17 protein-coding genes and 1 tRNA gene are annotated in these 19,430 nt (G+C 56.2%); 9 read left to right on the forward strand and 9 right to left on the reverse strand.

Annotation, left to right across the window (positions count from 1 at the left end):
* Positions 1-6 precede the first annotated feature (6 nt).
* On the forward strand, positions 7-1,080 hold the full coding sequence (locus AC2FJC_RS02335; RefSeq protein ID WP_496738255.1) for a BMP family ABC transporter substrate-binding protein: 1,074 nt from the start codon (positions 7-9) through the stop codon (positions 1,078-1,080).
* A 166-nt stretch (positions 1,081-1,246) separates the two neighbouring features.
* Positions 1,247-2,614, forward strand: coding sequence for an MFS transporter (locus AC2FJC_RS02340; RefSeq protein WP_496738256.1), 1,368 nt, complete (start codon positions 1,247-1,249; stop codon positions 2,612-2,614).
* Between the two features lie 42 nt (positions 2,615-2,656).
* Here AC2FJC_RS02340 and AC2FJC_RS02345 read toward each other — a convergent pair whose 3' ends face one another.
* Both AC2FJC_RS02345 and AC2FJC_RS02350 read right to left on the reverse strand, forming a co-directional pair.
* Entirely contained in the window at positions 2,657-3,889 is a 1,233-nt protein-coding gene (locus tag AC2FJC_RS02345) for an HlyD family secretion protein (RefSeq protein WP_282169004.1), read from the reverse strand.
* Positions 3,890-3,892: 3 nt separating this feature from the next.
* Positions 3,893-4,297 carry a hypothetical protein gene (locus AC2FJC_RS02350; RefSeq protein ID WP_496720942.1) on the reverse strand — a complete coding sequence of 135 codons (405 nt, stop codon included), beginning with the start codon at positions 4,295-4,297 and terminating at the stop codon, positions 3,893-3,895.
* Between the two features lie 180 nt (positions 4,298-4,477).
* Between AC2FJC_RS02350 and AC2FJC_RS02355 the strand changes: the two genes are divergently transcribed.
* The 3 genes from AC2FJC_RS02355 (at position 4,478) to AC2FJC_RS02365 (ending at position 6,599) form a co-directional block, all read left to right on the forward strand.
* Complete coding sequence (locus tag AC2FJC_RS02355) at positions 4,478-5,545, forward strand: NAD(P)/FAD-dependent oxidoreductase (RefSeq protein WP_496738257.1); 1,068 nt, start codon at positions 4,478-4,480, stop codon at positions 5,543-5,545.
* Positions 5,542-6,195: a DUF938 domain-containing protein gene (locus AC2FJC_RS02360; RefSeq protein ID WP_496738258.1), complete on the forward strand. Its 654-nt coding sequence runs from the start codon at positions 5,542-5,544 to the stop codon at positions 6,193-6,195. Before AC2FJC_RS02355 ends, AC2FJC_RS02360 begins: the two co-directional genes overlap by 4 nt.
* A gap of 68 nt (positions 6,196-6,263) precedes the next feature.
* Complete coding sequence (locus tag AC2FJC_RS02365) at positions 6,264-6,599, forward strand: carboxymuconolactone decarboxylase family protein (protein ID WP_496738259.1); 336 nt, start codon at positions 6,264-6,266, stop codon at positions 6,597-6,599.
* Positions 6,600-6,635: 36 nt separating this feature from the next.
* Here the strand turns inward: AC2FJC_RS02365 and AC2FJC_RS02370 are convergent, their stop codons facing one another.
* From AC2FJC_RS02370 to AC2FJC_RS02390, 5 genes are all read right to left on the reverse strand, one after another.
* On the reverse strand, positions 6,636-9,143 hold the full coding sequence (locus AC2FJC_RS02370; RefSeq protein WP_496738260.1) for a GcvT family protein: 2,508 nt from the start codon (positions 9,141-9,143) through the stop codon (positions 6,636-6,638).
* A 137-nt stretch (positions 9,144-9,280) separates the two neighbouring features.
* Positions 9,281-10,528 (reverse strand): hypothetical protein, encoded by a 1,248-nt coding sequence (locus AC2FJC_RS02375; RefSeq protein ID WP_496738261.1) that lies wholly within the window; start codon positions 10,526-10,528, stop codon positions 9,281-9,283.
* Between the two features lie 100 nt (positions 10,529-10,628).
* The gene (locus tag AC2FJC_RS02380; protein ID WP_496738262.1) at positions 10,629-12,035 is read right to left on the reverse strand and encodes an FAD-binding oxidoreductase; all 1,407 of its coding nucleotides are present in this window, start codon (positions 12,033-12,035) and stop codon (positions 10,629-10,631) included.
* Between the two features lie 24 nt (positions 12,036-12,059).
* Positions 12,060-13,853 carry a gamma-glutamyltransferase gene (gene ggt, locus AC2FJC_RS02385; RefSeq protein WP_496738263.1) on the reverse strand — a complete coding sequence of 598 codons (1,794 nt, stop codon included), beginning with the start codon at positions 13,851-13,853 and terminating at the stop codon, positions 12,060-12,062.
* 67 nt (positions 13,854-13,920) lie between these two features.
* Positions 13,921-14,907 (reverse strand): 2-hydroxyacid dehydrogenase, encoded by a 987-nt coding sequence (locus AC2FJC_RS02390; RefSeq protein WP_496734208.1) that lies wholly within the window; start codon positions 14,905-14,907, stop codon positions 13,921-13,923.
* Between the two features lie 138 nt (positions 14,908-15,045).
* Here AC2FJC_RS02390 and AC2FJC_RS02395 point away from each other — a divergent pair, with 138 nt between their 5' ends.
* Complete coding sequence (locus AC2FJC_RS02395; RefSeq protein ID WP_496725537.1) at positions 15,046-15,567, forward strand: SH3 domain-containing protein; 522 nt, start codon at positions 15,046-15,048, stop codon at positions 15,565-15,567.
* A gap of 1 nt (position 15,568) precedes the next feature.
* Here AC2FJC_RS02395 and AC2FJC_RS02400 read toward each other — a convergent pair whose 3' ends face one another.
* Entirely contained in the window at positions 15,569-16,486 is a 918-nt protein-coding gene (locus AC2FJC_RS02400) for a haloalkane dehalogenase (protein ID WP_496738264.1), read from the reverse strand.
* Positions 16,487-16,787: 301 nt separating this feature from the next.
* On the opposite strand from AC2FJC_RS02400, the gene AC2FJC_RS02405 reads away from it, so the two are divergent.
* Positions 16,788-16,862: transfer RNA gene (locus tag AC2FJC_RS02405), tRNA-Gln, on the forward strand.
* A gap of 370 nt (positions 16,863-17,232) precedes the next feature.
* A complete protein-coding gene (locus AC2FJC_RS02410; RefSeq protein ID WP_496738265.1) occupies positions 17,233-17,523 on the forward strand; it encodes a hypothetical protein in 291 nt (96 codons plus the stop codon).
* 247 nt (positions 17,524-17,770) lie between these two features.
* On the opposite strand, the gene AC2FJC_RS02415 is transcribed toward AC2FJC_RS02410, so the two are convergent.
* On the reverse strand, positions 17,771-18,418 hold the full coding sequence (locus AC2FJC_RS02415) for a class I SAM-dependent methyltransferase (protein WP_496704861.1): 648 nt from the start codon (positions 18,416-18,418) through the stop codon (positions 17,771-17,773).
* Between the two features lie 96 nt (positions 18,419-18,514).
* On the opposite strand from AC2FJC_RS02415, the gene AC2FJC_RS02420 reads away from it, so the two are divergent.
* A complete protein-coding gene (locus tag AC2FJC_RS02420) occupies positions 18,515-19,414 on the forward strand; it encodes a LysR family transcriptional regulator (protein ID WP_496738266.1) in 900 nt (299 codons plus the stop codon).
* The last annotated feature ends 16 nt before the right edge of the window (positions 19,415-19,430 follow it).

Below are 19,430 nucleotides of genomic sequence, written 5' to 3' on the forward strand. Positions count from 1 at the left end.
AACCACATGAAATTCACTTCACTTCTTGCCAGCGCCGCGATGGTGCTGGGTCTGGCGACCGGCGCGGTCGCACAGGACAAAACAAAAGTAGGCTTTGTCTATGTCGGCCCGGTGGGCGACGGCGGCTGGACCTATGAACACGACAAAGGCCGTCTGGCGGTTGAGAAAGAATTCGGCGACAAAGTCGAGACCGTGTTTGTTGAATCCGTTCCCGAAGGCCCGGACGCGGAACGTGTGATGACCCAGATGGCACTGGAGGGTGCTGACCTGATCTTTACCACCTCGTTCGGGTATATGGACCCGACCATCAACGTGGCCAAGAAATTCCCAAATGTGAAGTTCGAGCACGCGACCGGCTACAAAACCGCCCCAAACGTGTCCGTCTATTCGGCCCGCTTCTACGAAGGCCGCGCCGTTCAGGGCCACATCGCGGGTAAAATGACCGAGTCGAACATCATCGGCTACATCGGGTCCTACCCGATCCCCGAAGTGATCCGCGGCATCAACTCGGCCTACATCCACGCCAAAAAGGTGAACCCAGATGTCGAGTTCAAGATCATCTGGGCCTACACTTGGTTCGACCCGGCGAAAGAGGCTGACGCTGCTTCCGTTCTGATCGAACAGGGCGCAGACGTGATCCTTCAACACACCGACTCGACGGCGCCGCAGGCGGCCGCACAAGAGGCGGGCAACGTGATCACCTTCGGTCAGGCCTCGGACATGAGCGAATATGCCCCCAAGCCGCGCGTATCGTCGATCATCGACAACTGGGCGCCCTACTACATCGCACGCACCCAAGCGGTCATGGATGGGTCGTGGGAAACCGTGAACACATGGGACGGCATCAAGGAAGGCATGGTTGAGATCGGTGAGATCTCGGACGCCGTTCCAGCCGACATCAAGGAAGAAGCACTGGCGATGAAAGCGGCCATGGCCGCGGGTGAATACCACCCCTTCACCGGCCCACTGAAAAAACAGGACGGTAGCGACTGGCTGGCCGAAGGCGAAACCGCCGATGACGGTACACTGGCAGGTATGAACTTCTACCTTGAAGGTTTGGAAGGCGAAATTCCGCAGTAAACCTTTACACGAACACGTTAAGGGGCTGGCCATTTGGCTGGCCCTTTTTCGTGTCTATGGGAGCACCTCGCCTAGCCTTAACTAAATACTGTCTTGACGATTGCAGACACGACGGACCTGATGGGGTTAATGCTTTACCTGTCTCAACACGAAACGTAAAAATCCCATGGAGATCAAAGCGCAAGACCACAGCCGCTGGTGGATACTCGGCGCGATGGGTGCCATCTTGGGTGTTATTCTGCTGGACGAAACGGTCGTCAGCGTCGCGCTTCCAACCATCCGCAATGAGCTTGGCCTGTCTTTGCTTGAAGCGCATTGGGTGGTGAATATCTATCTGCTGGTGCTGGCTTGTTTTGCGGGCACAGCAGGACGATTGGGCGATGTACTGGGCATTCGGCTTTTGCTCAGTGCGGGTTTATTGATATTCGGCTTGTCCTCTGCACTGGGAGGGTTTGCCGAAAGCGGATTTGAACTTCTGACAGCACGCGCCGCACAGGGCATCGGTGCAGCACTGATTTTCCCGCTGTCGCTAGTGGTTCTGATCCAGTCTTTTGACGAAAAGGAACGCGGGCTGGCACTGGGTTTATATGGCGGGATCGGGACAGTATTCCTGTCAATGGGTCCGCTGGTTGGAGGCGTTCTGACCGAATATCTGTCTTGGCGCTGGATCTTCTGGGTCAACCCCCCAATCGTGCTTGTGGTCGCTCTGGTTGCATGGGTTTTCTGGCGGGATCCGCCGCACCAACGGGAGCGCGAGTTCGACCTGAAAGGCCTAATTCTACTGGTGACGGGGTTGGCGGCTATTGTGTTTGGTGTCATGGAGGGCCCGGACAGAGGCTGGGCACAGCCCGAAGTTCTTATGGCCCTGTCAGTGGGTCTTGTGTTTCTGGTGCTATTTGTCCGCGTCGAACAGAGGGCAACATCGCCTCTGATTGCCATCTCCCTTTTTGCCGGCCCCGGGTTTGCTGCTTCAAACATGATCCTGTTCACCGCACAATTCGGCAAGATTACTCTGTTCGTGTTCGGTGCATCCTACTTTCAATCAAAGCTCGGGTTTTCACCGCTGACTGCTGGTGTCGCCCTGTTGCCGATTGCTTTTCCGCAGATCTTCATTGCCCCGATGGCGGGGAAACTTGCTGACAAATTTGGCTCTCGCGGCCCTTCTCTGACAGGTACAGCGCTGGGTACGATCGCCATACTTATTGTCGCACTGGGAATGCATTTAGACGTCTCCGCGCTGATCTATATCGGCTACTTCCTTTGGGGGTGTTGCGTACCGTTTCTGTTTGTCCCCCCAAGGCGGGCCATCATGTCAACGGTACCGCAAGCTCTGCACGGACAGGCAAGTGGCATCTCGATGACATTTCAGCTGCTGGGCGGTACGGTCGGGATGGCCCTGGGCAGTTCGGTATTTGCCATAACCGGCTCGTTCACTCTGGTTTTCTGTTTTGTAGCGGCGTTCGCTGCCTGCGTTCTTGCGTTTGCCTACACGTCCCTCGCCTCAGATAACAAACCCGACCGACCAGCGGTTTAAGCCTCACGCAGGCCGGGTCTGAAATCAAAACGCTTGAATGGATCAATGCCCTGTCAATACCAACGTATTCACCGGCATCAGGATCAGACGCAGGCGCAAGCCCGCCGCGTGGACAACACCGATCGTGTCGATCACATGCAAGGCGGCGGCGTGCCAGAATCCCAAATCCTCATGCTCAAGCCGTTCATGGTTATCGGTGTAGACATTGGCCAGACAGTTGCTGCCGGGCGGTATGTCATCGGCCATGTTTTTGTACAGCGGCTCCATATAGACCAAAATCGAGCCGGGCACCTTGTTGGTCTGAACATCGCGCAGCTCATCTGTGGGACGTATCTGACCTGACGGGATGACATCCTGCACCTCAACCACAACCATCGGGATCACGGTGAAGGGCTTGGTCATGCAGCCCAACTCTCCGATCATGCCCGGCTTGATGACCTGAGCGGCCATCTGGTTGAATGCAGCCTGAAACCGGTTATGGCCCGAACTTGACGGAACCAGAATGCCCGCAGGCCGCAGCAAAGGACTGACATAGTCGCCCACCTGAAGGCCGAATTGTTCAACCCGACCGGTCACACCTGCGCTTACGACTGTTTTGTCCAGCTCGGTCAGCGCGGCGTCCAACTGGGCGTTGGCGCTGGCCAGTTGGGCCGGGATCAGTTCTTCGATCTGCTGCACCACGGCGGCACGGCGGGATCGCGATGCGGTCAGCTGCGCTTCACGCTCGGCAACAAGGTTTTCCAACCGGTCGATTTCGGCCAATCGCACGGCGCTGGAGCCTTCGTCCCGCAGGGTGGTATTACGCTCTAAATCCTCAAGCGATTGATCCAATGCAGCGCGCGCGCCTGCGATGCCTGCGTCGGCCTCGGCCAGATCGGTTTCCGCCACTTTCAGCGATGCCTGAACCTGCGCGATCTGCGCATGCGCGGCCTCAACCTGTGCGGTTTGGGTGAAATCCTCGATCCGGAAAATCGGCTGGCCGGCAGTGACCTGCTGATTGTTGGTGACGTAAATTTCGGACACGCGACCGCCGAGTTGAGGCAGAATTGTCACCGTTCGGAAATAGGACGCCGCCGTTTTACTGGCAGGGTGGAAGTAAAACAGCGTGGTGATCACGGTCAGCGCAAGAATGGCGCAGGTGGTCAGGCCCCAACGCAGTTCATACCACATGGTGAACAGTGTGATTTCATGGCCTATACGTTTGCCCTGTACGTAACGACGAAACAGGTAATCCGGCAACACGGTGACCAGCGCGCACATCAGTGTTTCAAGCATCTCTTACTGCTCCTGCTGCGCGGTCGGTTGCGATGGGGCCGCTGGGGCAGGAACATCGTTGCCTTGATTGCCCAAGGATCGGATCGCGTCAGCAATGGCGCGCAAGGGGGCGGCGACATCCGGGAACTGGAACCCGGCTACAAGAATGGCCGCCACCCAGAACAGACCATTGTGGGTAAACAGAGCCAACAGCGCCAATATCCCCACAAGCTGAAACTGAGGGTGGTTGGATTCATGCGCGATTTTTTCCGGGATGGAGTGCAGCGTAAAGTAGCCAACTCCGATCAGAACGATCACCAAAACGGTAAAAACAAACATGAAGGTCAGCAAAAAGTCGCTACCATCTGCCTGCGTGACGTACGAGGGAATATGCCCCGTGGCCATTGGATGTAATTCTGCCGGTGTCACGTCTTTCTCCGATTCCGATGTTGGCTGCACTAAAAACAGGCCGGTCTCTTTGGTTCAAGTTTACATTGCGGAAATTACGCCTCTTTTCCAATAGTGTTACGCATGCGAAGCTTAGCGCATGAATGAAAGCAGATCTCAAATCCACCCGTTTTAGGGTGATCCCGGGGCGGAGTTACTGACATGATCGATTTCCTGGTCATCGGCGGCGGCATCGCCGGGTTAAGCGCAGGTGCGCGTTTGTCTGAACATGGACATGTCGTCGTGCTCGAAGGCGAAGACGCGCTGGGATATCACACCTCTGGCCGGTCGGCGGCGTTGTTCGAAAAGGGGTATGGACCACCTTCCGTGAAGACCCTGAATGCAGCGAGCGAAGCTTATCTGAGGTCGAATGGCTATCTGTCGCCGCGCGGGTTGATGCTGATCGCCGGGCATGATCAACGAGACGCGTTTCTTCAGGATCAAGCTGACCTTCGCCTGTCAGAAATCTCGGTTGAAGAGGCCATTTCGCGAATTCCGATACTGAACCCTCAGACTGTTGGATTTGCCGCCGCCAGCAGTTTTGCTTTTGACATTGATACCGACCGGATGATGCAAGATTTCGCGCGTGTGATCCGGGCCAACGGTGGCTTGGTTCTGACCCGCCAAAAGGTCAAGGGCATCACCAAGGCTGGGCATTGGTTTGTCGAGGCGACAGAATCCTTCGAGGCCAGAGCTCTTGTAAATGCCGCAGGCGCGTGGGTGGATGAGATCGCCATGATGGCCGGCGTTACACAGATCGGTATAGAACCACGCCGACGATCAGTGGCACGTATTCCCGCCCCGGCTGGTCATGGCGTGACAGGTTGGCCTTTGATGTTGGGTGCTGGCGAAGGCTGGTATGCGAAACCGGATGCCGGAAAGCTGATCGTTTCACCTTGCGAGGCTGATCCCACCTTTCCCCATGATGCCTATGCGGACGACATGGTCTTAGCCGAAGGACTGGCGAGATACGAAGCGATGGTGACCGAACCGGTCACAAGGGTCGAGGCGAACTGGGCTGGGCTTCGCAGCTTTGCGCCGGATGGTACGCTGGTCTTAGGACCCGACCCTGCCGAACCCACGTTTATCTGGTCGGCAGCGCAAGGCGGTTATGGCTTTCAAACGGCACCGGCGGCCTCACAGCTGGTGGCAGATTTGACGACTGGTGCTCGTTCAGAATTGGAGGCGGCGAGCGTTTCCGCCCTAAGGCCAGAAAGGTTACGTGGATGACGAAACGCAAACTTCCCGCAAATGCCAGCGTGGCGACGGTATCCGATGGGCAAAAATTGGTCGCTCCGGCGGCCAGCAGGAATGCCGACGCGCTGTGTGATCTGCTGGCTCAGTTCGCCCCTGTGTCCGGTCGCGTCCTGGAACTGGCCAGTGGTACAGGGCAGCACGTCGTGGCTTTTGCAAATCGACTGCCCGGCCTGAATTGGCAACCCAGCGAGATTGACACTGAACGACGCGCTTCAATCGACGCGTATGCCGAAGGCGTAGAAAACATAGCCCCGGCGATAGAACTCGATGCGGTCCAACCCGGTTGGCATTCTGTTCACGGGGCAAATGACCTGATCCTCTTGATCAACTTGCTGCATCTGATCAGCTGGTCGGAGGTGGAAGCCTTGGTGACCGAGGCCGCGCTGGCTCTGAACCCGGGCGGTCGGCTAGTCCTCTACGGGCCATTCATGCGCTCCGGCCAGTTGACCAGTACCGGAGACCGGAACTTTCATGCTGCGTTGAGCCAACAAGACCCGGACATCGGATACAAGGATGACGCCGACATTCTGGGCCTGCTGCGTCGAGTTCAACTGAGTTTAATCGGTGCTGTTGAAATGCCGGCAAACAACCTGGCATTTGTCGCTGAAAGACCTGCAGTCTGATCAAGATCAAAGTCAGGCAGCTTCCATAAACATATTCACAAGGTGATATGTTTAAAGGAAGCCCACAAATGAACTGGCAAGACAAGCTCTCGGATACGCGCAACAATCTGCGCAACCTCAACGCTGCAATCCCTGATACCGCCCGTGCCTTCGGTACGCTGGGAAAAACCGTCAAAGAAGGCGGTTCGCTGGATTACAAAACCAAAGAGCTGATCGCTTTGGGTATGTCCATCGCTGCCCGCTGCGAACCTTGCATAACGCTACACACCGAAGCTCTGATCAATGCCGGAGCAAGCCGCGAAGAAGTGTCAGACGTTCTGGCCATGGCCATTCAAATGGGCGGAGGACCGTCGATGATGTATGCGGCCAAGGCGTTGGAATGCTTTGACGAGCTATCAGTATGAAGAAAGGCCCCGGAGATCTCCGGGGCCTTTGCTTGATCATCCGTCCTTGCGGATAGTTTCGTTTTTCGGATCGTAGGGGCTGTCGCATGTTACGACCGCATCCCACAATTTGTCCTGAAGCTTGACCTTCAGCTTGGTGCCTTCAACCGTCAGATCGGGTTTCACATAACCCATGCCGATGGATTTCTCGAAGGCCACCGAATAACCGCCCGAGGTCAGACGACCGACGCGTTCACCTTCCGGCGTATACAGCACTTCACGGCCCCACGGGTCGGCATCCTCTGGTCCGTCGATCAGCAGGGTGCAGCATTTCACGCGCACGCCAGTCTCTTCCAGCTTGGCCTTACCGTAGAAGTCTTTCGACAGATCAACAAAGCGCGGCAGGTCAGCTTCCAGTGGGGTCGCGTCGCGGCCAAGTTCGGTACCAAACGCGCGATAGGATTTCTCCTGACGCAACCAGTTCTGAGCGCGGGCACCGACCAGCTTCATACCGTGCTTTTCACCGGCTTTTTCCAGCAGGTCGAACAGGTAGTTCTGCATCTCGATCGGATGGTGCAGTTCCCAGCCCAACTCACCGGTATAGGCCACGCGGATCGCGTTGACCGGACACATGCCCAGTTCGATCTGACGGGCCGACAGCCATGGGAAGCGCTTGTTGGACAGAGCGGTTTCCGGATCGGCGTCCTTGATGACCTCTTTCAAAACGTCACGCGATTTGGGTCCGGCGATGGCAAAGACGCCCCACTGGGTGGTCACGTCCTGGACCTCGATGTAACCGAACTCCTCCATCTTGTCCTCGGCCGCCTTGCGCAGATAGTCCGCGTCGTACTCGGTCCAAGCACCGGCAGAGACGATGTAGTAGTTGTTCTCGCCATTGCGGACGATGGTGTACTCGGTGCGGGTGGTGCCGTGCGAGGTCAGCGCGTAGGTCAGGTTGATACGACCGACCTTGGGCAGCTTGTTGCAGGTGAACCAATCCAAGAATTGCGTCGCACCGGGTCCTTTGACGACATGCTTGGTGAAGGCCGATGCGTCGATCAGGCCAACGCCTTCGCGGATCGCTTTGGCTTCTTCGACTGCGTACTGCCACCAGCCACCGCGACGGAACGAGCGGGCGTCATGGTCAAAGTTCTCGGGTGCATCCAGCGGACCAAAGTAGTTCGGGCGCTCCCAACCGTTGACCCAACCGAACTGTGCCCCACGCGCTTTCTGACGGTCATAGGCCGGAACAGTCCGCAGCGGGCGGCAGGCCGCGCGCTCTTCGTCGGGGTGGTGCAGGATGTAGACGTGCTCATAGCACTCTTCGTTCTTGCGCGCCGCAAACTCGGTGGTCATCCAGTTGCTGCTGTAACGCTTGGGGTCCAGCGACGCCATGTCGATCTCGGCTTCGCCATCGACCATCATCTGCGCCAAATAATAGCCGGTGCCGCCTGCAGCGGTGATGCCGAACGAGAAGCCCTCGGCCAGCCACATGTTGCGAAGGCCCGGAGCAGGACCAACCAGCGGGTTGCCGTCGGGAGTGTAGCAGATCGGGCCATTGAAATCGTCTTTCAGGCCGGATTCGGCGCAGGAAGGAACGCGCTCGGCCATTGCCATGTACTGATCTGCAATCCGGTCCAGATCCAGCGGGAACAGGTCAGCGCGGAAACTGTCCGGCACACCATGTTCGAACTGTGCGGGCGCGCCGTGTTCGTATATGCCCAGAATCCAGCCGCCGCGTTCCTCGCGGGCGTAGGACTCGTTGTCGGCATCACGGACAACTGGGTGTTCGGGGTTGCCCGCTTCACGCCATTTGACCAGCTCAGGGTCTTTGTCCATGACGATAAAGGTATGCTCGACCGGGATCGCGGGCACCTTGATGCCCAGCATCTTGGCGGTGCGCTGCGCGTGGTTGCCCGATGCAGTCACGACGTGCTCGGCGGTAATCACAACTTGCTCGTCAGACGGGATAAGGTTGCCGCCCTTCTCGACCATCTTGGTGCAGGTCACTTCCCAGTGAGTGCCGTTCCAGTGGAAGGCGTCGGCCTGCATCTTGCGAACAATATCAACGCCACGCTGACGGGCACCCTTAGCCATCGCCTGCGTCACGTCTGCAGGGTTAATGTAGCCGTCTTCGGTGTGATAGATCGCACCCTTCAGGTCCGACGTCTCAATCAGCGGCCAGCGTTCCTTGATCTGCTCGGGCGTCAGCCATTCGTAGGCGACATCACAAGTTTCAGCGGTGGACGCATAGAGCATGTATTCATCCATGCGCTCTTGCGTTTGTGCCATGCGCAGGTTGCCAACGACGGCAAAGCCTGCGTTCAGGCCGGTCTCTTCCTCAAGCTGCTTGTAAAAGTCGACCGAGTACTTGTGGATGTGTGTCGTCGCATAGGACATGTTGAACAGCGGCAACAGCCCTGCTGCGTGCCATGTCGAGCCCGATGTCAGCTCGTCCCGCTCAATCAACATCACATCGTCCCAGCCTGCCTTGGCCAAGTGATATGCAATCGAAGTGCCGACGGCACCACCGCCAACGACCAGTGCTTTGACTTGGGTTTTCATTACCGGGCGTCTCCCCTTGAATTCAGTTGACACCATATGGCGCATTTGAATGCCCCGGCGCGACATTCATCCGACCAGTGATATAAAGAAAACGACCCGTGCATGGCGCAGAGCGTCGATTTTTCAGGTGAACGGTTTCAGTTGCCCCCGACAGAGCACCGTTTGCTACTGCCCAACGTTGCACAGGATGATTGGCCTAAACCACCCTTCCTGACTTTAACCTCACCCGATGGAGCAACCTGAGGCTGGGGTTCATCCGCATTTGCGTCGGCGTGGGCCACTTTGCCCATCAATCCCTTAATGAACCCGCCGATACCACCTGTGCTGGCCACTTCGGTTTCCGCCTCGCTCAGCGCAGATTCAAGCAGCAAGTTCTGGGTGCGAATGTAAGATAATTGCGACAGCTCCTGATTTTCGAAGACTTCGCCGTTGGTGATGTCCATGACGCCCTCGGAATTAAAGCCCGAACTGCTTAGCGTGTTCGCCACCAAAGCCGCCGCATCCAGATTTTCCAGCTTTTCCTGACCCAACCTTAGCTGCGCGATTTGCATCGTTTCGTAAAGATCGTGCATTTCATCCGCTATTTCGGGCTGCCGGGTCAGAGGGACCTCGATTCCCTTTCCCACAACCAGAGCTGGATGCGGCAACATTGCGTTCAAGCCTGCGTAATCGACGCGGCCAAGAAACTCTCGGATCGTCGCATCGCTGGCATCTGCATGAAGGCGGATTACAACCTCTTGATCAAAGCCGATACGGCCTGTGAACGCGCGATAGTTGTTTTTTTTGGTATCATCCTGCGGATTTCCGGTTGTTTCGATGAAAGCGACGCCGTCGATCACCGCATAGCCTTGTTCCGCCTTCATCCCATCCAGAAACGCGTCCTGCGCGCTCAGCGCCAATCCGGCCAAAGTGTTTCGCGCCGCTTGTGGTTTGAGCGTGATATCAAGCCAGATCAGTTCACCTTCTTTTGCGTAAACAGTGCCTGTCTCATCCAGCTTTCGAAGCGCGCCGTCTTTGCCGGCAGCGTTGAGCTGCAGCAATTCGGCTGGCCCGCTGATCGAACTGACAAGGGGCACTGGCCGCAATTCTGAAAGAACTCTGGAGACTGCCTTGGTGTCGGGCTCGGTCAAGGCATATTGCGCCCACCCTTCTGGGGGGCTCGGAAGAAAGGCTTTTGCACCGGCATCCCATAGCTTTTGACGTTCTCGCGCCGCTTGTTTCACTTCCCGCTCTTTTTGGCTTTGATCGAACCGAGCTGAGATGGTTTCAACATATACGGTCAACGAAAGCGTATCGTCTGTTTTTTTATCCTGCTGGAAGTAATCTAGCCCCGCGACGACCAGACCAACTATCAACGCAAACCCAATGAACCTTAGCGCGCCCATTATGACCTCAAAATCAATTGCTGCTCATTTTCGCAATTGATAGCCGCAGAATTGGGCACCCTTGTGGCTCTGAGGCGGAATTCCCAAGGATGCGCCGTTTCTACGTGTTCGACAGGATCTTTCCGGGGTTCATGATGTTATCGGGGTCCAGTGCCTTTTTGATGGCAGTCATATACGTGACCGCTGGTCCAAGCTCTTTGACCAGGTAGGGCTGTTTGCCCTGTCCGATCCCATGTTCGCCCGTGCACGTTCCTTCCATCGAAATAGCCAGATCATTCAGCCAACCGACGAATTCGTCAGCTTTGCTGATTTCGTCCGCGTTTTCCATGTCGATCAGCAGCAAGGAATGAAAGTTGCCATCCCCGACATGCCCAACCACCGGGGCCATAAGTCCTAGCTCACGCGCTTTGTCCTGAGTCGCTGTGACGCACTCTGCCAAACGCGAGATCGGGACGCAGACGTCGGTGGAGATTCCTCTCGCGCCCGGACGCAGCTGTAGGGAAGCCCAGTACATATCATGCCGGGCCTGCCAGAGTTTATTGCGTTCCTCAGTCGTTGAGGTCGCCGCGAAATCGGTGCCACCGAACTCTTCCGCGATCTGGTTGAAGGTTTCGGACTGCTCGACCGCACCGTTTTCCGATCCGTGGAACTCGAGCAACAGCAATGGCGTTTCAGGCAGACTCAGCCCGGAATAGGCGTTGGCGGCCTTGACCGACATCTCATCCAGCAGCTCGATCCGCGCCACCGGAACACCGTACTGGATCGTCATCATGACGGCCTGACAGGCCGCATCCACCGACGGAAATGAACAACGGGCCGAGGCGATCGCCTCGGGGATGCCCTGCAGGCGCAAGGTAAGCTCGGTGATGATGCCCAAAGTCCCTTCGGCCCCAATCAACAGTCGGGTCAGATCGTAACCGGCCGAGGATTTCTTGGCCCGGTGCCCGGTTCGGATAATCTGCCCATCCGGCATGACCGCCTCAAGACTAAGGACATTGTCCTTCATCGTGCCATAGCGAACCGCATTGGTCCCAGACGCCCGCGTCGCCGCCATTCCACCCAACGAAGCATTCGCGCCGGGGTCAATCGGAAAGAACAAACCCTGATCTCGCAAATGGGTATTCAGGTCTTCGCGCGTCACACCCGGCTGTACGACGCAATCCAGATCACCCGGGTTCACAGCCAAGACTTTGTTCATCTGGGTCAGGTCAACCGAGATACCACCAGCGGGCGCATTTACATGGCCTTCCAATGACGTACCCGTTCCAAACGCAATCACTGGCACCTTGTGTGTTGCGCAGGTTTTGACGATCTCGGATACCTCCTGCGTTGAGCACGGAAAGACCACGGCATCCGGGGATTGGTTTTCGATCCAGGTGGTCGTGTGACCATGCTGTTCGCGGATTGCCTGACCGGTTTGCAACCGGTCGCCAAATTTCTGCTTCAGGATGCCGACAGCTGCCTCGATCCCCACTTCGTTTCGCGGCAAAGCTACTGCCTGCACCATGGTCTTCCCCTTTGAAACGCCGGGCTATTCGCCCAGCGCAATTCCTTCACGACGTGGATCAGCACCGCCTACCAGCACATCCCCAATCTCAATCGCATGCAGGCCCGATGTCAGGTCGCGCGGGTTCACTTCAAAACCCAGCTCAATCAACGCATCCGAGAACCCTTCGGCCGCGGTTCCTTCTTCCACGTCATAGGTGCCAAAACGGTTGACGAGGTGCGGTAGCGACAGGGCCTGTTGCACATCCATGTCCCAATCCGCCCAGGCGATGATCGACTTGGCAACATAGCCGATGATACGGCTGCCGCCCGGCGATCCGATGGCCAGAACAGGCGCGCCGTCCTGCATCACAATTGTCGGGCTCATCGACGAACGTGGGCGTTTGCCAGGCTCCAACCGGTTGGCAATTGGAACACCGTCACTGTGCGTTTTAAACGAGAAGTCCGTCAATTCGTTGTTTAGCAGAAACCCGTTTGTCATCAGTCGAGAACCGAACCCGTTCTCAATCGTCGTCGTCATCGACAGGACGTTTCCGTACTGATCAACGATCGAGATATGCGAGGTTGAGGGTAACTCGATCGAGACATCGTCGGCCCAATTCGACGCATGATCAAACTCGGGGTTACCCGGTGCGACCTCTGTTAGGGCGGCTTCTCCGCCTAACAGAGCGCCACGGTCGGACAGATAAGATGGATCAACCAAGCCCTGTGTGGGCATGGGAACAAAATCATGATCGGCCATATAGCGACCGCGGTCGGCAAAAGCCAGACGCGAGGCATCACCGATCAGGCGCCATGCATTGGTGGCTTCGGGCCCCATTGCAGCCAGATCATAGCCGTCCAGCATGCCCAGAATCTGACCGACGGTCAGCGCGCCTGACGATGGCGGGCCCATGCCGCAGACCTCATAGGCGCGATAAGTTGCGCACACTGGTTCACGCTCGATCACCTGGTACAGCGCCAGATCAATTCCCGATAGCACGCCCGGGTTACCTTCGGCGTTGCGTACGGTGCTGACGATGCCAGCGGCAATCTCACCTCCGTAGAAACCGGCCGAGCCTTCTTCGGCCAAAATACGCAGAGTTTCGGCGTATGCCGGGTTGGTCAGGCGTTGCCCCTGCTCAAGTGGCTTACCGTCGGGCAAGAAATATTCTGCGGTTGCAGGAAAGCGCGACAGGCGTTCGGCATCCTTTTCGACCAGGCCAGCAAGGCGCGGAGATACCAGAAAACCGTCGTCCGCCAGAGCGATGCCATCGGTAAACAGGCTTGGCCAGGGACTGCGCCCCCATCGCCTATGCGCCTCTTCCAGCAAGGCTGGTGTCCCGGGTGTACCCACTGACAATCCGCCGACAACTGCATCAAAGAACTTCAGCGGTTCACCGTTTTCGTCGTGAAACAGCCTGTGGTTCGCCTCAAGCGGGGCCGTTTCACGCCCGTCCAGTGTGGTCAGCTTGCCCGATGCAGCGTCGTACCAAACCAGAAATGCGCCGCCACCAAGGCCCGACGATTGCGGTTCGACCAGCCCCAGCACAACCTGAACTGCGACCATTGCATCAGCCGCCGACCCGCCAGCGCGCAAAACCTTTGCGCCTGCTTCAACCGCCAATGGATTCGCGGCAGCAACCATCCAGTTTTCAGATGTGACCGGCTGCCCTGCCATCTTGGCCTCAAGCGCAGCGATCACCTCTTCGGTCAGGCCTTGTACCTGCCCCTCGGACGCGCCTTCGGGCGCAACGGCATCTGCCGTTTCCTGAGCAGTCAATGGTCCCGCCAGCACAACCGCCGACAGCAACACTCCCGAAATCAGACTTCGTTTCATCGTATCCTCCTGAAAAAATACGTGTGTAAATTGGCACCGCCCGCATCAAAACACGGGAAACACCTGATCAGAGCATTGCGGGGACCACCTGATCCGGTGGGCGGTGACCGTCTTCGAACGTCTTGATATTTATAATAACTTTCTCGCCCATTTCGATCCGGCCCTCTAACGTGGCCGACCCCATGTGGGGCAGCAGAACAACGTTTGGTAACTGTCGCAATCTTGGGTTCACATCCGTCCCGTGCTCATAAACATCCAGGCCCGCGCCGGCGATTTCGCCCGAGCGTATCCGGCGTGTCAGAGCGTTTTCGTCGATCACCTCACCCCTTGATGTATTCACGATAACGGCTGTCGGCTTCATCAATTTCAGCCGCCGTGCATTCATCAAATGGAAGGTAGACGGTGTCGACGGGCAATGGACCGAAATCACATCCATTCGCGCCACCATCTGATCGAGGCTTTCCCAGTAGGTCGCTTCCATCTCTTGTTCGATCTCGGGGCGAAGCCTGCGACGGTTGTGGTAATGTACTTGCATTCCAAATGCGCTGGCACGGCGGGCCACGGCCTGGCCGATACGCCCCATGCCAAGCACGCCCAAACGCCGCCCGCCGATACGTCCGCCCAACAAGGCATTCGGCGCCCACCCGGTCCAATCGCCCTTTTGCATGACAGACAGACCCTCGGGAATTCGGCGGGTCACAGCGAGAATCAGCGCCATGGTCATATCAGCGGTATCGTCGGTCAGAACACCCGGGGTGTTCGACACCAGAATGCCCCTCTGACGCGCGGTCGAGACATCGATATTGTCGACCCCCGCCCCGTAATTCGCGATCAAGCGCAGGTTTTCACCCGCCTGCCCCAAAAGGCCACCGTCGATCGTATCGGTTACGGTTGGCACCAGAACATCGGCGGTTTTCACGGCCTCCACCAGTTCTTCACGGGTCATCGGGTTGTCATCGTCGCGCAATTGCACATCGAACAATTCGCTCAACCGGGTTTCAACCGCCTCGGGCAACCGTCGCGTAACGACAACACTCAGACGTTCTCTTGACACCTCTGCACTCCCACTGCTTTGCAAACCTTCGCGCGCCATGTCATCGTGGCGCAGGATAAGGCGGGGCACAAGAACCCCATAGGCATTGAGTCGACCTTTTTTCGAAGCAAGATCAACAGGCACAAGAGCAGACAGTAAGTGAGTGGTTTTCTACCCGTAAAACGCCTTGTTTCGGCGGCATTCGCTGTTTTCCTGACGGTGTTTGGTGGCTTGGCTGCCAGCGCGCAGGACAAGCGTGGCCAAGTCACCAACCTGCCCCTTCCACGGTTTGTCTCGATGAAAGCTGCTGAGGGCAATGTGCGCCGCGGCCCATCCCTGACTCACCGAATCGATTGGGTTTTCAAACGGCGCGGCATGCCACTGCAGATAACGGCAGAATACGGAAACTGGCGCAGAGTTCAGGACCGCGACGGAGCAGGAGGATGGGTGCACTATGCCCTGTTGTCCGGTGTTCGAACTGTGTTGGTCGACGCCGAATTGCTGACCGTTTACACAAGCCCCGATGCAAATGCGCCGATCAGCGCACAGTTTGAAACGGGCGTTGTGGCGCGCCTGGGAAGTTGTTCGCTGGACTGGTGCCAGATTTCTGCGGGCGGGTATCGCGGCTGGGCACAGAAAACGAACCTCTGGGGCGTCGACCCAGCCGAAATCCGAGAATAACCTAGTCGGATCGGGGTGTGCGCGCGATGAAATCGCAGGTCAACTTGACCAGTTCCGGACCAACGTCTTCTTGCAAAAAATGTCCCGCATTCGGCAAGATGACATGAGGCTGCCCCACAGCCCCCGGGCACATTTTCTGGAACACAGAATCAATCCCCGCCATGACCTGATCATCGGCCCCGAAAGCTGTGAGGACAGGCGTCTTTAGCCCTCGGATCACCTCCCACGCCTGCCGGTTCGGACCCGAGGACGGATCATCAGGCGTCGCTGGCACCAGCATGGGAAACTGCCGCGCCCCGGCTTTGTAGCTTTCATCTGGAAAAGGTGCATCATAGGCCGCGATAACGTCTTCTGACAGGGGCGAAACAGTTCCGCCTTTCAAAATTCCACCGGCCGGAAATACCGGGACCTCTTGGCTAAACCTGCGCCAGTTCTCGAACGCCTCGCCCATTGGCTGATCGCCGGTCGGCAGCGCCGTGTTGGCAATGACGATACGCGCGAACCTGTCGGGCATCTCTGCCCATAACCGCAGCCCGATCAACCCGCCCCAGTCCTGGCAAACCAGAGTGATGTTGCGCAGGTCCACCTTGCGCAGCCAATCACCCATCCAAGCCACGTGGCGTTCATAAGTGTAGTCACTTCGTTCAGTTGGTTTGTCGGATCGTCCGAACCCAATCAGGTCTGGCGCAACCGCGCGATGTCCCTGCGCGACGAATCCCGCAATCATGTGGCGGTAAAGGTAGGACCAGCTTGGCTCGCCATGCATCATCAATACGGGATCAGCCTCGGCTGGCCCTTCATCCACATAATGCATCCGCAACTGGCCGCCTTCGGTGTCATCCACCTGCGCGTAATTCGGTGCAAACGGGTATTCTGAGAGCTCGTCAAACCGGGTGTCTGGAGTACGTAGAAACTTCATTCTCTTCCCTTTCAGAGTTTCCAATCTTAGCGCCCTGCCATCAATGCGCGCATCCAGCTCTTCGCAAAACATGGATTTCAAAACCCCGCCGTAAGATCACGCCAGTGGGCTACTCATTCCGCATACATTCTGCAGCGCTTTCAGACGACCCGATCTTAGCAAGATCGAACACCTTACCTATGAAAACAAGCCACTCTCAGATCTTCGATTAGCGCCTTCAGATTTTTTTGATCCGCACTCATTTTTTTACCCGAAAGGTCTTGAACCCACCGATCAACAATCGTAGACAGCGCCTCACCGTTGGGGTGTAGCCAAGTGGTAAGGCAACTGTTTTTGGTACAGTGTACCGTAGGTTCGAATCCTACCACCCCAGCCACTTTCCATGAAAATGCGAATTAACCATAAGCGTGCAAATTTCACTCGGTTCGTGCAAATCGACGTCAATAAGTTTGTCTACTCACACTGTGTCGAATATCTACCACCATCTGTGCATTTCTATTGAAAGCGCAGAACACTAGTTTTCCTCAGATAATTGCTGCTGGCTTTTTGTGTCGAGCCTCGGGTGATTGATGCAAAGGCCGCTTCTAGGGTTCGCTCCAGATTTGTTGGTTCCGTTCCCAGATCTTCTCGCCAATCAGGCAGTCATAGTCTGAGGGTGAGGTGTATTGCGCCTTCATAACCTCTCCTGTTGCTGGCGCTGACCCAATTTCCAGTACCAATTTTCGACGTACGGCTTCGGCAAAGCCTTGCCAGTCAAGCACGCGGACGAGGCGGAAATTGACATCTTCCAACTGGTAACGATGGAGTTTCTAAGTCGACTGGACTTCGCTTGTGCTCATCGATGGGGCCTTGTCATCGAACTGTTGATTGACACCCTCACCAAAGCAAAACTAGAGGGCAAAAGCGAACTCAAGCTGGAAGACTTCGCTGAACAGTTTGCACTACGTACAGGCACGACAGAGCAGTATTCTCCATTCACTGAGAAAAACTACGTCGAGGCATTCGATACAAAGAGAATGCTCAAATTGAGCGAATAGTCAGTATCTGATGAAAACAAGTCTGCAAATTCGAAGGCATACTGCACTTGCGTTCGGCAGGTCGCGGCTCGAAGCGGACATTCATCGTCGGGCTTTGCAAACCCCGAAATGCGGACAAAACGGCCTTTCGCAACAACACTCTTAAGGTACAAGCAGACCGAGGTAACTCCGTTCCTTCCAGTATGAAAGTATCGTGCAAATTTACGCAAAGATCGTTTCAACGGATGCAGCTAAACGAACTAAAACTTCAAGATTTTTGCGCGACAATATAGCGGCTCTGGAGCATTGAGGCTTGATCAGAAGTATAATGCACGTCGAAGCCTGCGGACGCGATTTTCCTTTCAAGCACTGATCCAGACTCAAAATGCACAAACGGGGCTTTCCCAAGAGCCTGCATGACTGGGATAGCGATCCGACTGATCATCGCATACTTGAAACCACCGCTCTCAGGTGCGCAGACGGTTTTGGATATAAAAAGCCCACCGGGTTTTGTAAGCGCGGAAATGTGCTCGAGCGCTTGGTCCAAATCGGGCAGAAGATGAAGTAAATTATGCGCCAAGATCGCATCGTAAGAACCTTCATCTAAACCGTGCTCAAGAACTTCAGCCACCTTGAAAGTGACGTTCTCCAATCCTTCTTTAGCACGCTTCTCATCGGCAATCTTGATCATGCCCGGAGCGAGATCCGTAGCAGTGACATGGGCGACATGCGGTGCAAGCAGCAGCGCGGTTGAACCTGTCCCGCACCCGATTTCCAGTACGTTGTCCTCCGCTTTCAGGTAGGACTTCGTAAGCTCGAGTGTTTTCAGATACCCTTCCATGTTGCGGATTGGGTCTGCCGCGTACTTTTGCGAGATTTTGCTCCAGAACGCGGCATCCTTGGACAAAGCAGTCATTTCATTACTCTCAAAAAAGGTTGTTGCCGTATCCTTTACTTCCAAACAATCATTTATGGAATTGCCACAATTTGCAGAAGTGTTATGCATAAATGCATGAACTGGAAGGCAATCAATTTCGACTGGAACCAGGTACGGTCCTTTCTTGCGACAGCCGAAGAAGGCTCGTTTTCTGCAGCGGCACGCGTTCTTGAGCAAACTCAACCCACTGTTGGCCGTCAAGTTGCTGCGCTGGAAACGGCCCTTGGCATCACCCTGTTTGAAAGAGTCGGCAAGTCGCTTAATTTGACGACTGCTGGCGCCGAGCTTTTGTTGCATGTCAGAGAAATGGCGGATGTGGCGAACAGGATTTCTCTTACTGCGACAAGCCAGTCGCAAGCTGTTGAAGGGCAAGTCAGGATTACTGCGTCCGATGTGATGTCTGCTTATCAGCTGCCACCTATACTGAAAACGATCCGACTTGCGGCACCGCGACTAGAGATCGACATCGTTGCTGCAAATGACATACGAGACCTACAGCGACGTGAGGCTGATATCGCAATCCGACATGTGCGTCCAACTCAGCCGGATCTGACAGCAAAGCTTGTCGCCGAGGCCTCGGCCCATTTTTACGCAGCACCTTCGTACCTTGATCAGGTGGGACGGCCGAAAAATGAAAACGAACTTGCGAAATTGGACTTTGTCGGGTTTGGCGACATCGACACGATGATCGGTTTTCTCGATCCGGCGGGCATTAAAGTAACACGAAAGAGCTTCAGGATTGGCTCACAAAGCGGGATTGTATCCTGGCAACTGGTGCGCCAAGGTTTTGGCATAAGTGTAATGTCGGATGATGTGGCTGCCTTAACACCTGGTGTGGAGCGCGTGCTCCCCGACCGCGAGCCGTTTAAGTTCCCAATTTGGCTGGCGACACACTCCGAGTTACATACCGCACGAAGGATCAGGTTGGTGTTTGATCAACTGGCGGACCAACTTAGCGCAGGGACCATCAGGTAATCCGGGAGTTCGTTCT

The sequence above is a fragment of the Ruegeria sp. CDSB117 genome (assembly GCF_059611005.1).